This window comes from Mycobacterium sp. NGS15, assembly GCF_059813245.1.
Window position 1 is genome coordinate 473,655 of sequence record NZ_JCALEF010000006.1, and the last position, 22,910, is coordinate 496,564.

General features: G+C 64.3%; 23 protein-coding genes. 11 read left to right on the forward strand and 12 right to left on the reverse strand.

Annotation, left to right across the window (positions count from 1 at the left end):
• Position 1 precedes the first annotated feature (1 nt).
• Positions 2-754 carry a hypothetical protein gene (locus AC5Y5C_RS20085; RefSeq protein WP_499975670.1) on the reverse strand — a complete coding sequence of 251 codons (753 nt, stop codon included), beginning with the start codon at positions 752-754 and terminating at the stop codon, positions 2-4.
• The gene (locus tag AC5Y5C_RS20090) at positions 751-894 is read right to left on the reverse strand and encodes a hypothetical protein (protein WP_499975672.1); all 144 of its coding nucleotides are present in this window, start codon (positions 892-894) and stop codon (positions 751-753) included. Before AC5Y5C_RS20090 ends, AC5Y5C_RS20085 begins: the two co-directional genes overlap by 4 nt.
• A 328-nt stretch (positions 895-1,222) precedes the next feature.
• On the opposite strand from AC5Y5C_RS20090, the gene AC5Y5C_RS20095 reads away from it, so the two are divergent.
• The 4 genes from AC5Y5C_RS20095 (at position 1,223) to AC5Y5C_RS20110 (ending at position 4,139) form a co-directional block, all read left to right on the forward strand.
• Positions 1,223-2,164 (forward strand): helix-turn-helix domain-containing protein, encoded by a 942-nt coding sequence (locus AC5Y5C_RS20095; protein WP_499975673.1) that lies wholly within the window; start codon positions 1,223-1,225, stop codon positions 2,162-2,164.
• Positions 2,161-2,676, forward strand: coding sequence for a DUF6932 family protein (locus AC5Y5C_RS20100; protein WP_499975675.1), 516 nt, complete (start codon positions 2,161-2,163; stop codon positions 2,674-2,676). The genes AC5Y5C_RS20095 and AC5Y5C_RS20100 overlap by 4 nt, the downstream gene beginning before the upstream one ends.
• Positions 2,673-3,575, forward strand: coding sequence for a hypothetical protein (locus tag AC5Y5C_RS20105; protein ID WP_499975676.1), 903 nt, complete (start codon positions 2,673-2,675; stop codon positions 3,573-3,575). The genes AC5Y5C_RS20100 and AC5Y5C_RS20105 overlap by 4 nt, the downstream gene beginning before the upstream one ends.
• 111 nt (positions 3,576-3,686) lie before the next feature.
• Positions 3,687-4,139, forward strand: coding sequence for a hypothetical protein (locus AC5Y5C_RS20110; RefSeq protein ID WP_499975678.1), 453 nt, complete (start codon positions 3,687-3,689; stop codon positions 4,137-4,139).
• Between the two features lie 3 nt (positions 4,140-4,142).
• Here AC5Y5C_RS20110 and AC5Y5C_RS20115 read toward each other — a convergent pair whose 3' ends face one another.
• A complete protein-coding gene (locus tag AC5Y5C_RS20115; RefSeq protein WP_499975681.1) occupies positions 4,143-5,369 on the reverse strand; it encodes a tyrosine-type recombinase/integrase in 1,227 nt (408 codons plus the stop codon).
• Positions 5,370-5,859: 490 nt separating this feature from the next.
• On the opposite strand from AC5Y5C_RS20115, the gene AC5Y5C_RS20120 reads away from it, so the two are divergent.
• The 4 genes from AC5Y5C_RS20120 (at position 5,860) to AC5Y5C_RS20135 (ending at position 9,971) form a co-directional block, all read left to right on the forward strand.
• Positions 5,860-7,701, forward strand: coding sequence for a fatty acyl-AMP ligase (locus tag AC5Y5C_RS20120; RefSeq protein WP_499975684.1), 1,842 nt, complete (start codon positions 5,860-5,862; stop codon positions 7,699-7,701).
• A gap of 85 nt (positions 7,702-7,786) precedes the next feature.
• On the forward strand, positions 7,787-8,266 hold the full coding sequence (locus AC5Y5C_RS20125; protein ID WP_499975687.1) for an XRE family transcriptional regulator: 480 nt from the start codon (positions 7,787-7,789) through the stop codon (positions 8,264-8,266).
• Positions 8,267-8,268: 2 nt separating this feature from the next.
• A complete protein-coding gene (locus AC5Y5C_RS20130; protein WP_499975688.1) occupies positions 8,269-8,787 on the forward strand; it encodes a hypothetical protein in 519 nt (172 codons plus the stop codon).
• Positions 8,784-9,971 carry an MAB_1171c family putative transporter gene (locus AC5Y5C_RS20135; RefSeq protein WP_499975691.1) on the forward strand — a complete coding sequence of 396 codons (1,188 nt, stop codon included), beginning with the start codon at positions 8,784-8,786 and terminating at the stop codon, positions 9,969-9,971. Before AC5Y5C_RS20130 ends, AC5Y5C_RS20135 begins: the two co-directional genes overlap by 4 nt.
• Here the strand turns inward: AC5Y5C_RS20135 and AC5Y5C_RS20140 are convergent.
• The 7 genes from AC5Y5C_RS20140 to AC5Y5C_RS20170 all read right to left on the reverse strand — a co-directional run bounded on the left by AC5Y5C_RS20140 (position 9,898) and on the right by AC5Y5C_RS20170 (position 16,088).
• Entirely contained in the window at positions 9,898-10,770 is an 873-nt protein-coding gene (locus AC5Y5C_RS20140) for a sulfite exporter TauE/SafE family protein (RefSeq protein WP_499975692.1), read from the reverse strand. The genes AC5Y5C_RS20135 and AC5Y5C_RS20140 overlap by 74 nt on opposite strands.
• Positions 10,767-11,657, reverse strand: coding sequence for an alpha/beta fold hydrolase (locus AC5Y5C_RS20145; protein WP_499975695.1), 891 nt, complete (start codon positions 11,655-11,657; stop codon positions 10,767-10,769). Before AC5Y5C_RS20145 ends, AC5Y5C_RS20140 begins: the two co-directional genes overlap by 4 nt.
• A gap of 217 nt (positions 11,658-11,874) precedes the next feature.
• Positions 11,875-12,819 carry a Ppx/GppA phosphatase family protein gene (locus AC5Y5C_RS20150; RefSeq protein ID WP_499976098.1) on the reverse strand — a complete coding sequence of 315 codons (945 nt, stop codon included), beginning with the start codon at positions 12,817-12,819 and terminating at the stop codon, positions 11,875-11,877.
• A 5-nt stretch (positions 12,820-12,824) separates the two neighbouring features.
• Positions 12,825-13,304 carry a DUF501 domain-containing protein gene (locus tag AC5Y5C_RS20155; protein ID WP_499975698.1) on the reverse strand — a complete coding sequence of 160 codons (480 nt, stop codon included), beginning with the start codon at positions 13,302-13,304 and terminating at the stop codon, positions 12,825-12,827.
• A complete protein-coding gene (locus AC5Y5C_RS20160; protein WP_499975701.1) occupies positions 13,301-13,915 on the reverse strand; it encodes an FtsB family cell division protein in 615 nt (204 codons plus the stop codon). Before AC5Y5C_RS20160 ends, AC5Y5C_RS20155 begins: the two co-directional genes overlap by 4 nt.
• A gap of 29 nt (positions 13,916-13,944) precedes the next feature.
• The gene (gene eno, locus AC5Y5C_RS20165; protein WP_078290586.1) at positions 13,945-15,237 is read right to left on the reverse strand and encodes a phosphopyruvate hydratase; all 1,293 of its coding nucleotides are present in this window, start codon (positions 15,235-15,237) and stop codon (positions 13,945-13,947) included.
• An 83-nt stretch (positions 15,238-15,320) separates the two neighbouring features.
• The gene (locus tag AC5Y5C_RS20170) at positions 15,321-16,088 is read right to left on the reverse strand and encodes a lytic transglycosylase domain-containing protein (RefSeq protein ID WP_499975704.1); all 768 of its coding nucleotides are present in this window, start codon (positions 16,086-16,088) and stop codon (positions 15,321-15,323) included.
• 173 nt (positions 16,089-16,261) lie between these two features.
• Between AC5Y5C_RS20170 and efeU (AC5Y5C_RS20175) the strand changes: the two genes are divergently transcribed.
• Genes efeU (AC5Y5C_RS20175) through efeB (AC5Y5C_RS20185) form a run of 3 tightly spaced genes read left to right on the forward strand, consistent with a single transcriptional unit; the run spans position 16,262 to position 19,558 of the window.
• The gene (gene efeU / locus AC5Y5C_RS20175) at positions 16,262-17,155 is read left to right on the forward strand and encodes an iron uptake transporter permease EfeU (RefSeq protein WP_499975706.1); all 894 of its coding nucleotides are present in this window, start codon (positions 16,262-16,264) and stop codon (positions 17,153-17,155) included.
• Positions 17,152-18,306 carry an iron uptake system protein EfeO gene (gene efeO / locus AC5Y5C_RS20180; protein WP_499975707.1) on the forward strand — a complete coding sequence of 385 codons (1,155 nt, stop codon included), beginning with the start codon at positions 17,152-17,154 and terminating at the stop codon, positions 18,304-18,306. The genes efeU (AC5Y5C_RS20175) and efeO overlap by 4 nt, the downstream gene beginning before the upstream one ends.
• A complete protein-coding gene (gene efeB, locus AC5Y5C_RS20185) occupies positions 18,254-19,558 on the forward strand; it encodes an iron uptake transporter deferrochelatase/peroxidase subunit (protein ID WP_499975709.1) in 1,305 nt (434 codons plus the stop codon). The genes efeO and efeB (AC5Y5C_RS20185) overlap by 53 nt, the downstream gene beginning before the upstream one ends.
• On the opposite strand, the gene efeB (AC5Y5C_RS20190) is transcribed toward efeB (AC5Y5C_RS20185), so the two are convergent.
• Together efeB (AC5Y5C_RS20190) and efeU (AC5Y5C_RS20195) are read right to left on the reverse strand one after the other, a co-directional pair.
• Positions 19,555-20,781: an iron uptake transporter deferrochelatase/peroxidase subunit gene (gene efeB, locus AC5Y5C_RS20190; RefSeq protein ID WP_499975710.1), complete on the reverse strand. Its 1,227-nt coding sequence runs from the start codon at positions 20,779-20,781 to the stop codon at positions 19,555-19,557. The two genes, efeB (AC5Y5C_RS20185) and efeB (AC5Y5C_RS20190), sit on opposite strands and share 4 nt — an antisense overlap.
• Before the next feature lie 17 nt (positions 20,782-20,798).
• Positions 20,799-22,853, reverse strand: coding sequence for an iron uptake transporter permease EfeU (efeU, locus tag AC5Y5C_RS20195; RefSeq protein WP_499975712.1), 2,055 nt, complete (start codon positions 22,851-22,853; stop codon positions 20,799-20,801).
• Positions 22,854-22,910 lie beyond the last annotated feature (57 nt).

A 22,910-nucleotide genomic window follows, 5' to 3' on the forward strand; every position in this document is an offset into this window, starting at 1 on the left:
GCTACCCTTCTAACTGTTGGATGACGCCCGAGAGGGCGTCGCGGGCACGGATCAGATCGCTTAGGTTGGAGCCGACGATCTGGTCCTTGTTCTTTTCCAGGCGGTCATCGCCCGATAGGCGAACCACCCTTTCGACCGCCTTGCGGAGCTCGTAGTTGGCGGATCCGAAAGCATCTGGGAGCGGCTTACGTCGAGGTTCTTTCGGCGCTTGCGGCTTCGGGTTGTAAGTCTTGCCGTCGCGGCCGGTGATCGGCTTCGGTTCCGGTTTTGATTCTCTCGCTTGCACTTTCGCCAGCGCCTCGGCGACTCGGTCCGTGCGCCCAGGTGTCTCATCGGTCACCCCGCCCGGGGGGTTCATGTAGTTCTCCGGAAGCGGCGACAAGGTCGGCTCAGCCCCAAATTCAGGCTCGGACGCAACGGGCTCAGGTGTTCCATTTGGAACACCTGCGTCTAGCTCGCGCTTGATCGTCGCCACGCCGTGGCCTGTGGCCGCGGCTATGGCCCGGATGCTTAGCCCTGATTCCCGCAGCGACGCCACGACCTCGGCGCGGTCTTCGCGCGGAAGGCGCAAGCGTGTGGTGCCGAACTCGCGGGTGCAGTAGTCATCCCAGGACGTGTAGCCCAGGGAGGTCCATGCACGACCCTCGTATGCAGCTTTGACTAGATCCCAGACAGCCTCGACACCCACCTTGATCCGGTCAGTGAGTGCACGAGCATCCGGAGCGTCCATCTGGAGCTGCGGCACAGCGCTCACGCCGCAGTCCCCTCGTCGGGAACGATGACAAACAGATCCGTGAAGCAGTCGGCACCAAAGGCCTCGATGCATCCGGCGATGAATCGAGCGCCTGGAGCGCTCTTGCCGGTGAGTACTCGGGAGACGGTCGTGGCGTCCACTTTGATTCGTGTAGCGAACTCGTGATCGCGCTGGATGTTAGCCAAGCGTCTGATCTTCTCTAAGCCCGGACGGTTAATGCTAAGGGTTGTCAACACCACTCACCCCCTCAATCTGGTGGGTGGCCTGCATTCTTGCGGCCATGCATACGAACCTACGCGCGACTATGCATTGACGCAAGTATGCAAGATAACGGTTTGATAACGGCGCCGGATAGCATCGATGCCATGCTGAAACACAGACGTGTAACTTGCTGAGCACTAACGTTGCGTGCACGCAACACGCCCACGCGGCTAGTTTCGATTGCGTACGCGCAATACGATTGCTGTCATGACCGACTGGTGGAGCTACGTGGTGCGAGTCTCAGGGACGGAACTGCAGAAGCAGATGTCGGACGACACTGGCATCAGCCAAACCGCATTCTCGCGGTGGAAACGCGGCAGCAATAAGCCCGAGGCTCAGCAGGTGATAACGCTCGCCAAGGCGTACGGCCAGTCCCCTGTTGAGGCCCTCGTGGCGGCTGGGATCCTCAACAAAGGTGACCTCCAGGGTCGTGAGCAGCAAGAATCGCAAGGTACTACGATGCCTCGCAGTACACGTCCGCCATCGCGATCTGACGCTGGAGCAGGCGCTGATTTTGCCCCCCTACTTGCTGGACTGTCCGTGGATGCCGACCAGCTCCAAGCGGTCTCCCACCAAGTCGACACCAGCATCGATATAGAGGATTCCGGCGAAGTGGAAGACCTGGTCTATGGCGTGGAGGGCCTCCAAAGCGAGGTTGATCACATCGTAGAATCCATCCAGACTGTGGCCAAGAAGGTGGTCGGCGACTCCACACGACTGCTTCGGCTGAAGCAGCAGACACGCGAGTTCCGGCGCAAGGTGGACACTCAGCCGGAGTTCGACTTCTTTGACGAAGATTCCGCTTACGACTATCGCGACCGCAAGTACCCCATGAAGACTGGCCCGGACGAGATACAACAAGTGCTCGACCTTCGCGCGGGTTCACGGAGCCTCTCGACTCGACGTCATAACCAAAGTGATGAGCCCATACCTGAGCTGCAATCAGATCGCGACCTCGGCGAGACCGAAAACCGGGACAGTAGTACAGAAATCGGGCAAACTGATATATCGACGCAGGAGGAGGGGGAGGGCTCAGTGCAGACGCCGAACATCGCTGATGCAAAGGCGCAGGGTGCCCGTCGGGCAGCCCGTGGCGCACTCGGCGGGCAAGCTAGCGTGGTACGCCCCGAGGAGGAGACTCGCCGGTGAGCCTGCCCGAGTGGGATCAGTCCACGGGCCTACTGCCGCCGGGACGGCACCCCACTACATTTGACGGAATCTACGACCGGTGCGTCCAAAACGCTCCGCATCGCGAGCATCGGGAGCGGCTATTCAGCGCCTTCTTGCTGCATTCCAAGCTGATCGCCAGCTATCTACCGAACGGTGCTGTCCTCTGGGTCGATGGTGGTTTCGTGATGCACAAAATCGCCCCGCCACATGACGTTGACGTGGCAATATTGCCCAATAACTGGGCCGACGTCGACGATTGGACCGATCAGCAGTATGTGGACATACTGGGTTTGATCACCCTGCAGAATGTCATTATCGAGAATCCTTGGCCCGCGATGGTCGAGCGTGTGCAACCTGTCGGTGCCTTGTTAGATGCTTTCCTTGTACACGAAAGCAACGAGGACGAATGGCATGAGACCTGGTCATCGGTCAAGGTGGACGGGATGGTCGTCGAAGACCTCGTCAAGGGATACGCGGAGGTGGTGATATGACTAGCCCGCTTCGCCGCGCCGTCGAGTCGCTACAGGACCAGATCGCGGCATCCGAGGATCCTCGTCGCAGGCGCAGCCTGAACCTCGCACTTGGATCCGCTGCGGTGGCTGATTCGAAGTTCTACCCTCGGCGCCTTCCCCGGCTTCGCGTCACCGTCGACTCGGCGGGAATGCCCGTTTCATCCACGGCGACCGCAGCACTGACCAAGGCGATCACGGACACGACGGCGATGCTCGGCGCCTATCGAGCCGCCGATTCGGACAAGCTTCCTTCACAGATGCACGGCAGCTACCGCCAGAAGTACTCACTCATCTCACTCGGCGCGATCGGGAGCGTCATCGAATTCGGGTTCCGCCAGTTCGGTCACGATGAAGTCGAAGAGCCCCTGTTCGACGTATCGGAGGCGGTCACCATCACCGAGGCCGCGGTGCAAGACCTTGTCGAGTTGCTACCCGTGACTGGCAGTGACGATGCAGCGCTGGATTCTGTCCTATCCCTACCGGTCACTCAGCGCGTCGGCCTGGAATACCTCGTCGCAGCCGTACGGGATACCTCGCTCGGCGTCAGCCTGGACCTCGCCACGGACCACGGGCAGCTGTCAACATCACAGGCTGTAGTGCTTTCCGATGCACTGACCGAGCAGCGCACCAATGTGAAGACCATCGAGATGGAAGGCGTTCTTGACGGTGTCCGTACCCGTCGGCGCATCTTCTATCTCGACGCCGATCACTCCTACCACGGGTCAGTCGACGAAACGATCTTGCGTGAGCTCCCCCGCTACATGGGTCAGATCGTTCAGGTGAGGATGGAGCAGACGGTCGTGCATCATGCTTCCGGGCGCGCGGGCCGGCCGACCTACCGATTAAAGAGCATCACCGGCGAGCACCCCCTGTTCTAAGACAGGGTCACAGTCAACCAGCTGCGCAGAATCCGTGCTGTGAAACGGCTGTGAGGTGATCGTGTTACAGCGTAGAGTGCGCTGGTTGAGATCGACTCCGATCGGGGGGCCATGAAGAGCTTCATGCTCACGTCGAAATTTCCTATCGCGGTTGTGGCCACCATTTCCGTTGCTGCCGCCACCGGCTGCCACGCCAGGGGGTCGGAGATTAAGCCGTTGGATTCCATTGACCAGAATGCTTGGCGTGCAGCCATTATCAAGGATCGACCGCATGCCAGCCCCGACCTTGAAACCCTCTACGAGCTCACCGTGAAGGACTGCAACCGTACGGTTGACGAGCTGGCGCTGGGGTTCACTATGCAAGGAGCGGATGCGGACCTAACGCGCACCGATATGAACTTCGTTTGCCCCTCCCGGGCGACACACGTGGATGAGGCACTTCTTAGTAATCAAGACACCGAGAATGAGTTCCGCCAGATCTGCCGCACTCCCAAGTCGAAACGTACTGAAAAACAACAGCAGTTGCTCGACGCCGTAGGGCCGGGCGCATGCTCAAGCAGCTGACTGCTAACCCAACAGCTCATTGAGGTTCGACAGCGCCTCCCGCTGAGCCTCAATGTCGGCGTGCACGTAACCTTCCTGCGCCTTCACGGTGGAATGACCGGATATCGCCATGCGCGTCTCCTGGGTGACACGGGCGTTGTTGAGCAGGGTGTTGGTGGTGTGGCGGGTGGTGTGCATCGATCGGTACCTCACACCCGACTTCTCGATGAGTTCATTCCAAGCCTCGTCAGCATCTCCTGGCGAGAGCGGCCGGCCGTCTGGGTGATGCCACACAAGCCCATGCGGGTTCGGACCCGACTTCGCTTCGATGTACTCGCCCATCATCTTCCAGACCGGGTTTGTCATGGCAACGTGACGGTGACTCTTCTTTGACTTGAGCGGCGTGAAGATCAATTTGTCGGTGCAGTCCCGATACTCGAACCCGGGCCTGATCTTTCTCTTCGGCCGGTACTGCAGCTGCCAGTCGAAATGGAAGACGCCCTCCTCTACGTCGCATCGATCCAGTTCCAATCCGATGGCCTCGCCCTGCCGGGCGGTTGTGAAGAACAGCGTCACCCACATGGTGAACAACGGGTCCCTAGTTTCGAAGGCGGTGCCGAGGATCTGCCTAGCCTCATCGACAGTGAACGGCTCTTTTTCTTCGGCGATATGGTCGGGCTTCTCAACCGCCTGCACGACGTTGCGTATCGGAATGCCATCCTTGATCGCATCTGAAAGCGCCTTGGTTAGCACCTGGTGGGCCTTCTGGGCGGTGCGGGTACCCGTGAGTTTCGACTTAGCCTCCTCCTCTTCGGTGAGGGGCCGCTTTAGCGCTAGGAGCCGTTTCGCGACCGGAGTCGGCTCGCTCTCCAACTTGCGCACGAGCGCGCGGACATGGGCAGCCGTGAGCTTGTCCATACGGTAGTGACCGATGTTCGGGACGAGGTGCAACCTGACCATGGGCTCGTAATACGACTCAAACGTATTGGGCGACACCGATGGTTCCACGATGGTCTCAAGCCAGTGAGTGAGCCATTTCTCGACAGTGGTTGCCGGACTTGAGGTTATCCGCCCTTCCTCGACGGCCTTACGCAGGTCGCGGAGCTTGTTGAGCGCCTTTGACTTGTCCTTTGACGAGACGGTCTTGCGTTTGCGGTCGCCGTCTTCAGTCGGGATATCCACGGCCCCGATCCACAACCCGTCGCCGCGCTTATACAGCCCCCCGTCGCCGCGGGTACGCCTTTGCCCCATCTAGCAAACTTCCTATCGCACGACTGTAGCCTACGCTGTAGCCTAAGCTAGACCAGACATATTAAGTCTGGATCGATACAGATCGCTCCTACCTGCACTAATGACTCATTGCCGCTGTCCAGAATACCGTATCAGCGGATTTTAAGTCCGCTGCCTCTGCCAATTGGGCTATGGGGGCTTCGCAGATCAGCCCTAGTTCTACCCGGCGCTTCCCCTGGCGCCAACTTCCGCCCCTACCCCTCCTACATACGACAAAGATCACACCCAAACCCGACACACCCCGGGCGTCACATTGAATGTTTCCCATCGATAGTGATACCCCTTGTACACCACCGGAATTCGATCGAGCTCTGGTGTGATTCGTCATCAGATCGCGCGATCGCCGACATTGAAAGTTGCCGCCCGCTCCTCGCACGACGGGTCACCTGCGAACGAAGAGATAGCTTAGTTAGCGCAGGTAGTGTTTTCCATCGTGAGTCGGGAGTTGGATATGTCAGACGGAGTGGCCGTTCGCCAGAATGGAATTGAGGATTACCTCGACGCCGATGGCGCGATCGATCTTCCTCCGGGCAGCACTCTGCTTTCGAACTTCGAACACAACATCGCCGAGTTCGGCAGTACCGCCGCCTACCGCTACCTCGACTTCACCCGTGACGACGACGGCGTGGCCATCGAACTGAGCTGGACCACGCTCAGCACCCGGATGCGGGCCATCGGCGCGCGACTGCAGCAAGTCACCGCCCCCGGTGATCGCGTCGCCATCCTGGCGCCGCAGGGCATCGAGTACGTCATCGGATTCTTCGCCGCCATCCAGGCCGGAAACATCGCAGTTCCCCTGTTCGCCCCCGAGCTGCCCGGTCACACCGAACGCCTCGACGCGGTGCTCTCGGACGCAACACCGACGGTCATCCTGACCACCGATGCCGCCGCCGAATCGGTAAACGCCTTTCTGCGCAAGCTTCCCCGTGCGCGTCGGCCCCGCGTCATCGCGATCGACGCGGTACCGGACTCGGTGGGCGCCACGTTCATCCCCGCCGAACTCGATACCGATGACCTGGCCTACCTGCAGTACACCTCGGGCTCCACACGCACCCCGGCCGGCGTGGAAATCACGCACCGCGCGGCCTGTACGAACGTTCTGCAGATGATTCTGGCCGGCGGCCTGGACACGAACATCCGCAGCGTGAGCTGGCTGCCGCTGTATCACGACATGGGTCTGATCATGATCCTGTTTCCCCCGCTGTGCGGCGGTCACATCACCTTGATGTCGCCGTTGGCCTTTGTGCGGCGCCCACGACGGTGGATCAAGCAGCTTGCTACCGAGTCCGCATACGGGCGGGTGTTCGCGGCCGCCCCGAATTTCGCCTTCGAGCTTGCCGCCCAGCGCGGCCGCCCACCGGCCGGCGAAACCTGGGACCTGTCCAATGTCGCGGGCCTGCTCAACGGATCCGAACCGGTCACCCTGTCGGCGATCGAGAAGTTCAACGAGGCCTTCGCCCCCTACGGATTTCCACCCACCGCCATCAAGCCGTCCTACGGCATGGCAGAGGCGACGCTGTCGGTGGCCACCATCGCCCCGGACGAGCGCCCCAGCATGATCTACCTGGACCGCACACAGCTCGCCGAAGACCGCGCCGTGCCCGTGTCCCCCGATGCCCCCACCGCGGTACCCCACGTCTCATGCGGTCAGGTGATCTCCAGCCAATGGCTGGTGATCGTCGACCCACGCACCGGAGCCGAACTCCCCGAAGGCGAAATCGGTGAAATCTGGCTCCACGGCGACAACATCGGCCGCGGGTACTGGGGCCGCACCCGCGAGACGCAGGCGACCTTCCACAACAGGCTGCGCTCCCGGCTCGAACACCGCAGCCATGCCACCGGGACCCCGACCGACAGCCGTTGGCTGCGCACCGGCGATCTCGGGGTATACCTCGACGACAACCTGTACGTCACCGGCCGCATCAAAGACCTCGTCATCATCGACGGACGCAACCACTACCCCCAAGACATCGAAGCCACCGCCTCGGCGTCCTCCCCCGCCGTCCGGTCCGGATATGTCGCCGCCTTCTCCGTGGCAGCCAATCAGCTCGCCGAGGCCGCCATCGCCGACACCAGCGAGCGGCTGGTGATCGTCGCCGAACGCGCACCCGGATCCGGGCGCGTGGAGCAATCACCGGTGACCGAAACCATCCGCGCCGCCATCTCACGCACCCACGCCCTGCCGGTAGCCGACGTCCGGCTAGTCGCCGCAGGCGCGATTCCCCGCACCACCAGCGGAAAGCTCGCACGCCGGGCCTGCCAGGCGGAGTACCTCGCAGGCGTCTACGGCTGAGCCACGCCTCAACTGTGGGTTGAATCACACTGAGAGTCTGCCCCCTCGCGTTGAGGGCTCACGGCATCGGTGTTTGACTTAGTGGATGGCCACGACGAGCCCGCCGCAGGCGTCCCTTCAGGATGCCAAATCCGCCGACGCGAACCTTGCAGACCGCATCAATGCGCTCTTCCATTCGCATCGGCGGCCCGACGGCCGCATGTGGACCAATGACGAGGTCGCCAACGGCATCAAGAAGTCCAGCCCCGGCATCAAGGTGGGCGGTGCCTACCTCTCGGCGCTGCGCACCGGTAAGCGCGCCCGGCCCGCGATCGACCTCCTCGGCGCATTGGCCGACTTCTTCCGCGTTCCGCTCTCGGTGCTCACCGATCCCGAGCGCACCTACTCGCTCGATGAGCGCCTCGGCGCCCTGGACGAGACCACGCGGGACGAGGTGGAGCTGATCGCGTTGCGCGCGATCGGCCTGAACAAGCAGAGCCTGGAGACGGTCGCCGCGGTACTCGATCACGTGCGCGCGTTGCAGGGCCTGCCCACGGTGGACAACTCGGTCAACAACGGGCAGTAAACATGCCGAAGATGCGTTGTCTCACAACCGATCTACGGTCCACCCGCGAACTGCAGGCGATTCACAAGCAGTGCTCGCGCAAGCTCACCGACCTTGGGCTTGAGTCGCTGACCACCGTCGAAGACATCCGCGCCCGCGCCAGTGAGCTCAGCGAGCGCGATATCCAACTCGTTCCCTACTCGCTCTCGGGCAGCGGTGTACACGGTCTGCTGGTCCGCACCGACGCGACCGACTATGTGGTGTACGACAGCGACACCACCACCATGCATCGCGAGCACATCATCTTGCACGAGCTGAGCCATGTGATGTGCGGGCACACCGGTTCCAGCAAGCGCGAGCTGGCCGAAGTCCTGTGTCGTGAAAGCTATCTGGACGACCAGGAAGTCGAGGCAGAGATGCTCGCTTCCATGATGGGGCAGCGGGTCAGCCCTGACAGCCACCGTCCCATCCCCGTCACGAACGCCAACCTGCGGCGCATCCTGGCCTCTCTGACGCTGGAAGGCTCACCGGCGGCACCGTGACCTCCGTTTTCGAAGACTCCGCCGCCGCGTACTCGGTAGCGGCCGTCTTCAGCTTTGCCGCCGTCGTGGTGGTCTCCGCCGCGATGCTGCGCTCTCGAGTCCGCCCGCCGGCCTCGGTGGCACTGTTGTTGTCCTTCCTTTTCAAGGGAATTGCCGTCACCTTGGCAACTCCGCCCTTATACGAGAAATTCGACAACCTGGTCGGCGTGCACAACATGGGCCGGCTTGTCTTGAACCTTTCGGGCGGCATGGCTTGGACCGCATGCGTTCTCACGGTCATCACCTTTTGGGGTGAATCCGGTCCCCGTGCGGTGCAGCGCGCGCGGCTCTGGGTCGGGATGGCGGTAGCCATCGGCGGCGCCCTGACTCTCTGCTGGTTTGTGGCACCCACCTCGGAGCTGCCACAGGACTTCTACGCCTCACACGGCGCCAAGCCGGCCTGGGTCGCCTACATGCTGATCTATCTGATCACCTACGGCCTGGGCGCTCTCCTGATCATCGTCAAATGCCTGCAGTACGCCCGTTTCCACGATGTGCACTGGTTACGACGCAGCATGCTCCTTACCGCGGCCGGGGCCACCATGTGCCTGGCGTTCTGCCTCATGCGGGCCCACTCGGCCATCTACGGCATGATCACCAACGACAGCTACTCCTGGCAGCGCCTGGCCCCGCTCGCCGCCACCATCGGGCAGATCCTCATCGTGATAGGTCTTGCGGGACCTTCCCTCTCACAGCTCGTCTCTTCGACACGCCAACGCATCCAGGCCTACCGGTGGCACCGCCAGCTCGAGCCACTCTGGACTGCCCTGTACGAAGGCAACACTCAGATCGCGCTGGCGCCACCTCAGGCCGCGATCGGCGATCACAACTACCGGCTCTACCGCAGAATCGTCGAGATTCGCGACGGCCTGAGCGCCATCCGCCCATATCTCGCCGAGCGCACCTCGACCATCTCGGCAGCCCGCCAGATTCATTCGGCCATCGAACAACAACGCACCGCACCGCAGACCGACAAAAGCTCCGGCACCAAGATCATCGGCGAACGCACGGGCGCCAACCGCAAGGAGGAGCTGAGCTGGCTTCTGGATGTCGCGCGCGAGCTCCAGAAGATCAACCGCCAACACACGCCTGAACGGCCGGCGCAGGACTTGGTTTCTTCGTCCCACGGGCTGGCGAACTCCTGACCGCCCGTACGATCTCGCGGACGGCGATGAACACCAGGTAAGAGCCGAACACCAGCGCCAGCCAGCGTGCGTTCAAGGCGAGCGCCAACAGCGCGCCAACCACGGTGCCCGGCAACGCGAATGCGGCCAACCGGAAGCCTATGGGGGCATCGGCGGTGCCCTGCCGCAGATGGGTGGTCGACGCGACGAGCGCGTTGGGCAGCATCACCATCAAGGAGGTGCCCTCTGCCACGTGCAGGTCGGAGCCGAACAACACCAGCATCGCCGGAACCGTCAGCAGCCCACCGCCAAGACCTAGCGCGGCCGACCAGGCGCCCACCACGAACCCGACCACCGCTCCGATCGCAATAACCGATGGGACATGGGACAACACGCCGTCGGGAAGCAACGCCTCGCCCGCGGACGGGTCGATCCCCGCCGCACTCAACAGCAGCTTGAGCGCCGTCGCCAACAGCACGAACACGAACAGCGCCTTGAGGATCCACTCCGGGATTCGCGCCACCAGCTTGGCGCCTACCACCGCACCGAACACCCCGCCGGCCATCAGCCCGGCGCCCGCCACCACGTCCACCTTGGCCCCGTGCAGCGCGTAGACGATGCTGCCCGCGACCGCGGCAGATACGTTCGGCAGCGTTGAGGTGCCGTGAATGACGGCCCGGCTCAACGTCGTTGCCCGCGCCAATGCGGGCACGGTGATGACGCCGGTGCCACCACCCAGCAGCCCGCCCGACATGCCGCCCAACACTCCGATACGCGCGAGCGTCGCTGTGCCCGGCCGCAGCGCACAACCTCCGGTCATCCGGCCACCCGCAGCTTCTCGATATCGGAGAACTCGGACAAGCGGAAGAATGCCTCGGCGCGGTCCAGAATGCGCTCGCGCATCGTCACCGTCTGACCGTGGTTGCAGCCGTCCAATAGGGCGAAGTAGGCACGCGGCATCCGGACCGCCGCCTCCCGCGATTCGGCCAGCCGCATCGGATCCTCCGAACCCGCGAAGAACAGTGTGGGCGTGTCGATTTGGAGTAGGACCTCTTCGGCGACACCCGGCTCGGCATCCCACTGTCGCAGCAACGCCGCCAGCCCGCATTGACCGAGCGCCTCGATGGTCGCCCGGAATCCCGACCCCATCTGCTGACCGCGATGCGCCTCCCAGCCCTCGACAAAGGCCGCGAGCCCGGATTCCTCAACCACCCGAACAGCGTCCGGGAAGATCAGTACGTCCACCGCTCCGCGTTGCGGCCGGTGCGAGGATCCCGCTACGACCAGCGAGGTGAGCCGCTCCGGGGCCGTGGCCGCGAGGGTGAGCCCGATGCGCCCACCGAGCGAGTATCCGATGTAGTGGGTCCGACGGATGCCCAGGTGATCCAATACCGCGCAGACATCGCGTGCCGACGAGGCGATGGCGTATCCACCGGGGTGGTCGGGTTTCTCACTGGCGCCGTGCCCACGCACGTCGATGGTGGTCACCCGGTACTGCTGAGTCAGCTGCGCGATGTAGCCGTGTTTGGACCACACGGCCGAGTTCTGCAGGCTGCCATGCACCAGCACCACATCGGCGACACCAGGACGGGCACGTCCATATGTCCGGTAGGCGACCGCGGCACCATCCGGATCGGGCCGTCGCACGAAACCTGTTTCCGAGACCCCGATTTCGCGCACTTCGGCGTTCGACATCAATCCGGACATTAGGGATCCAAACCTTCCGCACCTAATCAAACATCTGCTGATCCGGGCTCGTGCGCGACGCTGCGCCTCTCAACTGACCGTTTACCAGACTTCAACTGCCCGTTATCGGTCTGTGTTGATATATCAACTGTCAGTTGATTCGGTCGACTTGTCAACCGGGGGAGGGGGTAGATTGTCAACTGTTACGCAGGTCACACGGATGCGTGTTAAGACCTAGTTACCTGCGTAAGGACATCGCGATGCCGTCGAGGATGTCGTGCTCACTGACCACCAACTCGGTGATACCCGCGCGGGCAGACAACTCGCGCGCCAATTCCTGCACGACGATGGATCCGCCGCCGATGACGTCGACACGCCCCTCGTGCATCGGACCCAGGGCAGCCCGCTGCGCTCGCGCCATCGCGATCAGCTCGGACGTCACCTCGGAAAGGCGCCCCAACGGCACCCGCGACAGATGGATCGCGGCCGGGTCGTATGCGTCCAGCCGGTGCGCCAGCGCCGCCAGCGTGGTGAATGTGCCCGCGACCCCCACCCACGTTCGCGCCTGCTCGACAGGTACCGCGTCGAATGTCCGCGCCAACTGTGCCCGCACCACATCGCGCGCCGCCGCGACTTCCCCGGCGGTGGGCGGGTCCGAGTGCAGGCACCGCTCGGTGAGCCGCACACAACCGATATCCGCCGAGAAGCTGGCCTTGACCCCGCCGGCATCACCGAGCACCGTCTCGGTGGACCCGCCGCCCAGGTCCACCACCACGTAGGGCCCGGCCGTCGAGTCCAACTCCCCCACCGCGCCAGCGAACGAGAGCGCGGCCTCCTCGGTGCCCGTGATGACCTCCGCCACCGCCCCCGGAACGACAATTCCGAGCAACTCGGCCGTCATCGCGAAGAATGTTTCACGATTCGAGACGTCACGTGCCGCCGAGGTGGCCACCATGCGGACCCGCTGCACGCCAACCGAGTCCATCAGTTCGGCGTACGCCCCGAGCGCCACCCGGGTGCGAGCGATGGCCTCGGGCGCGAACTCGCCCGTCGCATCGACACCCTGTCCCAGACGCACGATCCGCATCTCGCGATGCACATCCGTCAACCGCCCGGAGTCGTCGACATCCGAGATCAGCAGACGGATCGAGTTGGTACCGCAATCCACGGCACCAACCCGAATCGCGGTCACCAGACCTCCGGCAGCACTCCGGGCATGGTGCCCGCCAACTCTCGAATCGCCTCATCCCCCAAGGGATTGACGCCCGGGCCCATCGCGAGCGAATGCGCGATCAGCACGTGCAAGCACTTCACCCTGTCGGGCATACCGCCCGCAGTGACCGCGGTGCCCAGCGGCTCGATGGCATCGCGCTCGGCGAGGTAACTCTCGTGTGCCCGCAGATACGCAGCCGCCAGATCCTCGTCGGCGGCAAGGCGATCGGTCATGTCACGCATCAGCCCACCGGATTCCAGGCGGCTCGCGGCAGCCGTCAGCGCCGGGTGCGTCAGGTAGTAGAGCGTGGGAAACGGTGTGCCATCGGGTAGCCGCGGAGCGGTCTTCACGACGGCCGGCTCACCGTTAGGGCAACGGTAGGAGACCTCCAGCATTCCTCGCGGCGCACGGCCCAATTGCCCTGTGACCGCGGCGATATCGTCGTCGGAGATCACGGCAGCGGCGCCGGTGACACGGGGGGCGCGGTCGGAACGGTCGTCGGTGAGTCGGCGATGTTGTGCCACAGGTTGGTGTACCACGGATTGCCGTTGTCCACCGGCCCCTGCGACTGTGGCCTGGCATCGACGGGCGTGTTCGGCAGCTGCACCTGGAACGGCACCTCGCCCGGCATCACGAACCCCAGCCGCTCACGCGCCTGGGCCGCGATGTAGGCCGGATCCGCCAGCCTGCGCTTCTTGTCCTCAAGCGAGGCAATCTGGTCCCGCAGCTGGGCTTCCGCGGCTGCGAGCTGATTCCTCTCGGCCTGCTGCGAGAAATAGGTGCGGACCGGACCGGCCACCGTCAGGGTCAGCGCGCACACCACGGCGGCCAGGATGGCAGCCCGCCGGGCGGTGGAACCCAGGCGCTGCTCGGACTGATGCTCGGCGCTGCGTTCGATCGATGCCGCCACCGCGCCGGTGGCGCCGCCGGTCTTGGCCGCCTTGGCGGGTGCTGCCGGACCCCTGACGACCTTCTGCGCAGGCCGCTTGACCGGCGCCCGTTTGCGGGCGGCCGGAGCCGGACCCCGCGACCTGCCGGACGCGGGGCGCCGTTTGGATTCAGCCATAGCTCGGCCTCAGCCCGTCGGCGTATCCGCTAGTCGGACGTCTCGATCGAGAAACGCGGGAAGGCGAGGTCCCCTGCAAAGCGGGCAGCGTCCCCAAGGGTCTCCTCGATGCGCAGCAGCTGGTTGTACTTGGCCACCCGCTCGCTACGCGCCGGGGCGCCGGTCTTGATCTGACCGCTGCCCACCGCGACCGCCAGGTCCGCGATGGTGGTGTCCTCGGTCTCGCCACTGCGGTGGCTCATCATCGTCTTGTAGCCGCTGCTGTGCGCCAGCGTCACCGCGTCGAGGGTCTCGGTCAGGGTGCCGATCTGATTCACCTTGACCAGCAACGCATTCGCGGCACCCCGCTCGATGCCTTCCTCCAAGCGCTCGGGATTGGTGACAAACAGGTCGTCGCCGACCAGCTGAACGCGGTCACCGATCGCCGTGGTGAGCGCCACCCAGCCATCCCAGTCGTCCTCGGACAGCGGGTCCTCGATGGACACCAGCGGATAGGCGTCGAGCAGCTCGGCGTAGAACGCACCCATCTGCTCGGCGGTGCGCTTCTCCTTCTCGAAGCTGTAACCGTCTGCAGCGCTGTAGAACTCGGTGGCCGCGACATCCAGCGCCAGCGCCACATCCGAGCCCAGCTTGAGGCCCGTCGCCTCGATCGCGATGCTGATCAAGTCCAGCGCGGCCCGGGTTCCGGCGACATCGGGCGCGAATCCACCTTCGTCCCCGAGGCCGGTGGACAGGCCCTGCTTCTTCAGCACGGACTTGAGCGAGTGGTAGACCTCGGTGCCCCAGCGCAGCGACTCCTTGAAGCTCGGCGCACCGATGGGCGCCACCATGAACTCCTGGACATCCACCCCGGTATCGGCGTGTGCGCCACCGTTGAGGATGTTCATCATCGGCACCGGCAGAATGTGCGCGTTCGGGCCGCCCAGGTACCGGAACAGCGCCAGTCCGGCCGAGTCGGCAGCGGCCTTCGCGACAGCCAGCGAGACGCCCAAGATGGCGTTGGCGCCAAGGCGTGACTTGTCCGGGGTGCCATCGAGGTCGAGCAGAGCCTGATCGATGAGGCGCTGATCATCGGCGCTCTCACCGATGATCGCCGGCGCGATCTCGTCGAGCACGGCGTTCACGGCCTTGGTGACACCCTTGCCGCCGTAACGCGCGCCGCCGTCACGCAGCTCGACGGCCTCATGCTCACCGGTGGAGGCACCCGAGGGGACGGCCGCACGTGCGAACGTGCCATCGGTCAAGGCGACCTCGACCTCGACGGTCGGGTTGCCGCGCGAATCGAGGATTTCGCGGGCGCCTACCTGCTCAAGAATCGGCACTGTCTCTCCTTTGGGGTGCTGCGGTTCCGTCGTCGTACGTTGATGAGCCGCTGGGGCGAAGAACGTCGGGGTACAGACTAGTGCTAGAGCGTGGCACCCTTGGCGTAGGCCGTGGCCCAATCCCGTACCTGCTCGGCATACACGTCCGACATGTTGTAGGCCCACAATGCCTTGATCCAGCCCTCGGTGGTACTGAGATCACCACCGCGCGAGCACAGGTACCCCGCCGCCGATAGCGCCGCATCGTCGATGTTGTCGGGGCTGGGCTCACCCTCGCCCGCGGCCCGCACACCGTAGATACGCCAGGTCTCGGGGATGAACTGCATGGGTCCCATCGCACGGTCCTGGTTCGCGTCACCGTCCAACACGCCCTTGTCCGTGTCGGGGAGCCGCAGGTTTCCGTTGGATCCGTCCAAGCGCACCCCACGGATCGGCGGCAGCGCATCGCCGTTGGGCTGCAGCTCGGCACCGTGGTAGGTGCCGTTGTGGCTCTCGACGGTGCCGATTCCGGCCAGCGTCGTCCACGCGATCTTGCACCGCGGATTCTCCTGCTCGGCGACCTTGGCCGCGTACGCGTACGCCTCCAGCGCGATGACGGGGATTCCGGTCTTCTGGGCACGCGGCGCGGACCATTCCCGCAGCTGGTCGGCCGGGCGGCCGTGGATCAGCGCGGGCGGCGTCGCGATGTCGGGCACCGGATCCCCCGCGGGTGGCGGCACTCCCTGCGGTAACGGCGATCGTCCGCCCAACTCCCAGGAACAGCCCGCAGCCAGCAGAAACGTCGAAATGGAGACGACGAGCACGATCCGCACCAAGCGCGCCGACAACGAGCGCACAGCGAGGGACGACACGACGGAACTCCTAGACGGTGCGATGGATTGCCCTCCATCGTTGCATGAGCCGGCCACACGCGGACGCAGCCGTTGCTGCGCCATCGCCTCCGAGCATCCAATTCAGGTAAGGTCAGCCGCACCTTGGCAAGCGTTGGCTAGCCAAAGTCATATGAAGGAAAAGGACCCTGGACATGCGCAATATCGGCGTCCTAGCCGACGGGCCGACCAATTTCTCGCAATACTTCAGCAGCGGCCTCATCGGCCTGCGCGAAGGGCTCGAATGCGGGATCGTCGTCATGATCCTGGTGGCTTTCCTGGTGAAGTCGAACCGTCGCGACGCACTGCGGTGGGTATGGCTCGGTGTGGCCGGTGCCATCGCGATGACACTGCTGATCTTCGTGACGATCCATTTCGGCAGTAACACCATCAGCGACCTGGGCGCCGAAGCGATCGCTGGCGTGGCCTCGCTGGTCGCGGTAGCAATCGTGACGACCATGGTGCTGTGGATGCGCACGGCAGCGGCCAGCATCGCTGGCGAATTGCGTCACGGCATGGCCCAAGCATTGGAAACGGGCTCGTTGGCGGTCCTGGTCGTCGCGTTCCTGTCGGTCGGCCGCGAAGGCGTTGAGACCGCACTGTTCATGGTCGGATACGCCAAGGCCGGAACCGGCTGGCCCCTGGCCGGACTCGTCACCGGAGTCGCCGCCGCAACCGTGTTGTCCTACGGCATGTACCGCGGCGCGATCAAGATCAACTTGAGCAAGTTCTTCAAGTACACCGGCGCCTTTCTGGTGGTGGTGGCCGCCGGGATCCTGTCCTACGGCATCGGCGCCCTCCAAACGGTTGGATGGCTTCCGGGACTGTCGCACAAGGCCTTTGACATCACCGGCTGGTTCGACTGGAGCGCCTGGTATGGCGAACTGCTACGCGGCATCTTCAACGTGACACCCACCCCGACGGTGCTGCAACTCGCGGGCTGGATCACCTACCTGGTGATCGTGCTCGGTCTCTTCCTACGCCCGGTGGCTGTCCAGCCCAAGGCGCCGACCACCGCAGAAGCCCAACCCGAGAGGACCGCTGGATGAGACCATCACCCGCCTACGCAGCCGCCGCGCTTGCCGTGGCCACCGGTATGACACTGGCAGGCTGTACCCCCAAGGAATCTTCCGAGGGCGGTGCCGCCGGTGCGGGTCAAGAGGTCACCGTTACCGCCACCGACACCAGCTGCGAGGTGTCCAAGACCGAGGCCACCACGGGCCCAGTCACTTTCAAGGTGACCAACAACGGGTCGAAGGTCACCGAGTTCTACGTCTACGACAAGGGTGACCGCGCGCTCGGCGAGGTCGAGAACATCGGTTCGGGCATCGGCCGCAAGCTCATCGTGCAGTTCACCGAGCCCGGCACGTACCAGACCGCATGCAAGCCGGGCATGATCGGCGACGGCATCCGCGGCGATTTCAAGATCACCGGAGCCGCGGTGAAGCTGGACGCCGAAGGCAAGTTCAAGGATGCCACCGACCGCTACCGCGGCTACGTGATCACCCAGGTGGACGCCCTCAGTGAATCCGCCGCCAAGTTCGTCGACGCGGTCAAGGCCAAGGACATCGCCTCTGCCAAGGCACAATACGCGACCAGCCGTGTGTACTACGAGCGGATCGAGCCGGTCGCCGAAGCCTTCCCCAACGATCTGGACCCACGAATCGACCTGCGCGAGGCCGATGTTCAGCCCGGCGAAAAGTGGACCGGATACCACCGGCTGGAGAAGGACCTCTGGTCGACCGGGCTGCAGCCCGATACCGATGCCATCGCCGATCAGCTGCTCAAGGACATCAAGGAGCTCTCTGACGGCGTGCGCGCCAAGGACTTCGACATCAACACCACCAAGATCGCCGGCGGTGCACAGACCTTGCTCGATGAGGTGTCACGGACCAAGATCTCCGGCGAAGAGGAGTTTTTCAGCCACACCGACCTGTGGGACTTCCAGGCCAACCTCGACGGCTCACAGAACGCGATCGCGACCGTGCGCCCGATCCTCGATGAGCGCAAACCAGAGCTGGGGCAGGCGATCGACAAGCGCTTCAAGGAGGTCGACGTGCTACTCGGGAAGTACCGCAAGGGCGACGGATTCGTCCTCTACGACACCGTGACACAGGAACAGCGCACCGAACTGGCGCACGCCATCGATGCACTCTCCAAGGAGGTCAGCGAGGTGCAGGGTGTCATCGCCGGAAGGTAGCGGGCTCTCCCGCCGCAAGATACTGGGCGCGGCCGGTGTCACGGCGGCCGTCGCCGGAGCGGCCGGGGCGGGCGTGCTGGGCGGACGCGCGTCCGCCGCGAGCACTGGCCCGGCCAACGTCAGGGTGCCGTTCCGGGGCGACCACCAGGCCGGGATCGTCACCCCGGCCCAGGACCGGATGCATTTTTGCGCCTTCGACGTGATGCCCAACGCCACCCGCGGCGAGGTCCAGGCCATGCTGCGCCAGTGGACCGATATGGCCGAGCGGATGTCCCAGGGCGAGGAGACCACGCCGGGCGGCGCGGTGGACGGCAATCCCTATGCCCCACCGACGGATACCGGCGAGGCACTGGACCTGGCCGCCTCCGCGCTGACGCTGACGATCGGGTTCGGGCCATCGTTCTTCCGCAAGGACGGGGTGGACCGATTCGGCATCGCCGACAAGCTGCCACCCGCGTTGCAGGAACTGCCGAAGTTCCGCAACGAGAAGCTGGACCCCGCCCGTTGCGGCGGCGATATCTGCATTCAGGCCTGCGCCGACGACCCGCAAGTTGCAGTGCATGCCATCCGCAACCTGGCCCGGGTGGGCTTCGGAACCGTCGCGGTCAAGTGGTCACAGCTGGGCTTCGGCCGAACCTCCTCGACCAGCCGCTCGCAGGTGACGCCACGGAACCTGTTCGGGTTCAAGGACGGCACCCGCAACATCAAGTCCGAAGACACCGGGAAGGTCGACACCAGCGTCTGGGTGGCCAAGGGTGACAACCCTGAATGGATGACGGGCGGCACGTACCTGGTGGCACGGCGCATCCGGATGCTGATCGAGAGCTGGGATCGGACGGTGCTCAACGAGCAGGAACGAGTCATTGGGCGCTCCAAGGGATCCGGTGCGCCCATTGGCCAGAGCGACGAGTTCGCGGCCATCGACTTCGCCGGCAAGAAGTCCGACGGGGAACCGCTGCTCGACGTGGACGCGCACGTGCGGCTGGCTTCCGCCGAGGAATTGGGCGGTATCGAGATCTTGCGCCGCGGTTACAACTTCACCGACGGGTCGGACGGCTTCGGGCATCTGGACGCGGGGCTGTTCTTCATTGCCTTCGTCCGCAATCCGCAGACCCAGTTCATCCCGATGCAGCGCAAGCTGGCCACCGAGGACGCCCTCAACGAATACATCCTGCATACCGGCTCGGCCCTCTTCGCCTGCCCGCCGGGGCTGGGCCCCAAGGAGTACTGGGGTCAGGCACTCTTCGGCTAACTGAGCAAGGCCCTTCCGTACCAGTCGTTCTCATCGGTAACACCGGGCAGCGCGAAGAAGTACCCGCCACCGAACGGCTGTACGTAGTCGACGAGAGGCTCGTCGTTCAACCGGTTCTGCACGGTTTCGAACTGGCGCTCCAGATCTTGCTGGAAGCAGACGAACACATGGCCCGACTGCATATTCCCGTTCAGATCCACGCCCAGGTCGTAGTTATAGGAGCGCCGCACCAACCGCTGACTGTCTGTCTCCGTGGTGCGCGGATTAGCCAGCCGGATATGCGCATCGAGAGGAATGGTCTGACCTTCGGGATCAGTCGCGTAGTTGGGGGTGTCGAACTCGTTGTTGCCGTCCAGCGGTGCGCCGCTATCGCGCCGGCGGCCGAACATCCGCTCCTGTTCATTGATGGAGACACGGTCCCAGAACTCCACGAGCATCCGGATGAGGCGCACCACCATGTAGGTGCCATCCGCGGTCCAGGCCGGCTCACCCTGGCCCACCCAGATCAGCTTCTCGGCATCGTCGGACACCGGGTTGGCGGTGCCGTCCTTGAAGCCCAACAGATTGCGGCCCGTTCCCGACGGACGCGGCGGCGAGTTGTACCCCTCAATCCGCCAACGCATCTGCAGATCGCCGCGCACCGCACGGGTGATGTCGCGCAGCGCGTGATGCACCGTATCGGGATTGTGGGCGCACAGCTGAACCAACAGATCGCCGTGTGACCACGCCGCCTCGGGAAAATCATTGGGGAACACCGTCATTGGTTTGAGCTTGGCAGGCTTACGGTCGGTCAGCCCGAATCTGGTATCGAACAGGCTCGGCCCGACGGCCACCGTTACCGTCAGCCCATCGGGCTCAACCACAGGCCCGACCACCTCGCTGTCCGCGGGCGGTTGCCCCACACCCAGCTCGGGCGGGGTGCCACCGGCACACAGGAACCGCGCCCGCTCGGTCAGCTTCCTGAAGGCCGCAGCCAGCGCATCCCTGTTCTTCGACGTCACGTCGAAGGCCACGTGGCAGGCGAAATTCTGTTTCTCGGCGGGAACCGGGGTAAGGATTCCCGATTGCCTGGCCCCGTGGAAGGGGTATCGACTCGGCGGTACGGCTACGGCCGCCGCGTTCGCGTCGACTTCGGCACCCTTGACGATCACCGCACCCGTTACCGCGGTGCCGGCGGCACCGATGGCAGCGCCGCGTAGGAAATTCCTGCGGTTGACATCCATATTGCGCGACTCCTTGGTCAACGGCTCGGCGGGAGTTCGATAAGCAGCGGTACCGAGGCAAGCGTCTCAAGCACTTGCCCTAGCGCGGCATCCACCGCCTGGCGGCCGGCCAGCGGCACCTGGTCAAGCGGTCGCCAGCGCCCCCCTTGCTGCGTTGCCCTGAGTGCTGCGTCAAGAATATCTAGCTGGGAATTGATTTCTCCCAACAGTTTTGGATCACGCGCATTGATCAGCGCGGAGAACTGACCCAGTACCGCCCGGGTGGCCTCGACCGCGGCCGCCGCCTCCGGATACTCGGTGCCCGCCCCCTGGTTCGTGTAACCCATCAGCTGGAATCGCAAGGTGTCCTCGAGGATTTCGTGTGGGCGCTTCGTCTGATCGGCGGGTTCGGTCATCACGTCCGCCAGATGCGCACGCAGCGTGTCGATAGTGGACACCAATTCCTCTGCCAACGGCGCCAACACGGACGCGGGCTGCCCATGCCACAGCCCGTACTCCAGGCGGCGCAAGCCTTTGAAGTCGGGATCGTGCACCCCCGCTGCGAGCCCGTGCGGCAGCCCGGCGATGGCGTCCCCATAGTCCTTGAAACTGCCATACGCCGCACCGATCCGATTCCAGGTCAGAATCGCCGGCGTCCAATCCTTCTTAGCCGCTTCGATGTTTCCCGCGGCAAGGTCGGTACGAAGTGCCCGCGCCTGGGTGCCCAGTGCAGCCAAGAGATTATCGGCGTAACGCTGGTAGGCCTCCATCGGCGGCTTGAGGTCGTCCTCGGTCACCCTGACGACAGGCCGGGGCGCATCAGCAACGGCGTTCCCGCTGACCTGCAGGGGCGCGGAGTACCTGACCGGCTCTCCGGCCATCAGACACGCGAACGTGTACGTCCCGTCAGAGAGCGTTGCGGTGATCGTGGAGCTAGTAGACGGCCCGAGAGTTTCGATCTCGGCCACCACGCCGTTGCTGCCATCCACCAGGTTGATCTCACCGGTCTTACCCGACTTGTTCACGACAGAGAATGTCTGCACTCCAGTGCCAGCGGACTTCCAGTCCTCCGCGCACCCCGTGGCAGTCACGGTCACCTGCGTACCGGCATCGCGATCGGCGGACGGCAGAATCGCGATCACCGCGGCCGCGGCGAGTACCGGCACCACCACGATGGCCGCGGCAACCGCGAGCGGACGCTGCCCAATCAGCCGGGCGAAGGCCGACGGTTCCCCGTCCGTTTCCGGCGCGCCCGTGGGCGAATGGTTTTGGCGTGACACCCGTAAGAACGGAGGTATCACCAATATCAGGTACCCAGCCCACGCCACCACCTGCAGCACGGTCATCCGCGGGGTGAGCTGAGTGATACCCGTGACAATGGTGACCCACCAGGAGTCCGCTGAAATGTGTTGGCTCAGATCGAATGCGTACCAGGCCCGCCCGGGCAGCCACCCCGCGGTCTGCAGGTCGCCGATGCCATACGCAAGGATGCCCGCGGCGATCACGATGAGCACCACGGCCGTACGCGTGAAGAACACCTTGAGGTTGAGCTTGACCGCGCGGCGATACAGCAGCCAGCACAGCGCGACCGCGATCGCCAGCCCGATCGCACCGCCGATCACCGGTCCGGTGGTCTCCCCCGCCGCCTTGGCCGCGGTCCAGAAGAACAGCGTTGTCTCCAGTCCCTCGCGGGCTACAGCCAAAAACGCCGTCAGGGCCAGCGCACCCGCACCGAGGATGAGGGCGTGCTCAACCTTCCCGGACAGCTCGCCAGACAGGCTGGCGGCGGTGCGCGACATCCAGAAGATCATCGCGGTGACCAATCCGACGGCGAGGATGCTGAGTACGCCGCCCACCACGTCCTGGCCATGTGCACCGAGCGAGCTGGTCGTGGAGTTGAGCACCGCCGCGAAGCTGGCCGACACGGAGAGTGCACCGAGCACGCCCAGCCATACCGGGGCGGTGGCCCGGCGCCCCTCGGCCGCCAGCGGTGAACGATGGACAGCGGCAAGCAGAATGCTCACCACGAGCCCCGCCTCCAGGCCCTCCCTCAGGCCTATAAGCAGATTGGGAACCGCATCCGATAAGACCACCTAGATAAGGTATGGCGTACCTAAATGCTGTGCAAATGCTGTGCGGACCATAGTCCC

What these genes read in the sequence shown, in the direction of transcription:
- AC5Y5C_RS20115 (WP_499975681.1), bottom strand. Translation starts at nt 5,369, where the DNA reads ATGGGGCAAAGGCGTACCCGCGGCGACGGGGGGCTGTATAAGCGCGGC.
- AC5Y5C_RS20130 (WP_499975688.1), top strand. Translation starts at nt 8,269, where the DNA reads ATGCCGAAGATGCGTTGTCTCACAACCGATCTACGGTCCACCCGCGAA.
- AC5Y5C_RS20145 (WP_499975695.1), bottom strand. Translation starts at nt 11,657, where the DNA reads ATGTCCGGATTGATGTCGAACGCCGAAGTGCGCGAAATCGGGGTCTCG.
- efeO (WP_499975707.1), top strand. Translation starts at nt 17,152, where the DNA reads ATGAGACCATCACCCGCCTACGCAGCCGCCGCGCTTGCCGTGGCCACC.
- AC5Y5C_RS20140 (WP_499975692.1), bottom strand. Translation starts at nt 10,770, where the DNA reads ATGACCGGAGGTTGTGCGCTGCGGCCGGGCACAGCGACGCTCGCGCGT.
- efeB (WP_499975710.1), bottom strand. Translation starts at nt 20,781, where the DNA reads ATGGATGTCAACCGCAGGAATTTCCTACGCGGCGCTGCCATCGGTGCC.
- AC5Y5C_RS20105 (WP_499975676.1), top strand. Translation starts at nt 2,673, where the DNA reads ATGACTAGCCCGCTTCGCCGCGCCGTCGAGTCGCTACAGGACCAGATC.
- AC5Y5C_RS20125 (WP_499975687.1), top strand. Translation starts at nt 7,787, where the DNA reads ATGGCCACGACGAGCCCGCCGCAGGCGTCCCTTCAGGATGCCAAATCC.
- efeB (WP_499975709.1), top strand. Translation starts at nt 18,254, where the DNA reads ATGCACTCTCCAAGGAGGTCAGCGAGGTGCAGGGTGTCATCGCCGGAA.
- efeU (WP_499975706.1), top strand. Translation starts at nt 16,262, where the DNA reads ATGCGCAATATCGGCGTCCTAGCCGACGGGCCGACCAATTTCTCGCAA.
- AC5Y5C_RS20120 (WP_499975684.1), top strand. Translation starts at nt 5,860, where the DNA reads ATGTCAGACGGAGTGGCCGTTCGCCAGAATGGAATTGAGGATTACCTC.
- AC5Y5C_RS20110 (WP_499975678.1), top strand. Translation starts at nt 3,687, where the DNA reads ATGAAGAGCTTCATGCTCACGTCGAAATTTCCTATCGCGGTTGTGGCC.
- AC5Y5C_RS20160 (WP_499975701.1), bottom strand. Translation starts at nt 13,915, where the DNA reads ATGGCTGAATCCAAACGGCGCCCCGCGTCCGGCAGGTCGCGGGGTCCG.
- AC5Y5C_RS20095 (WP_499975673.1), top strand. Translation starts at nt 1,223, where the DNA reads ATGACCGACTGGTGGAGCTACGTGGTGCGAGTCTCAGGGACGGAACTG.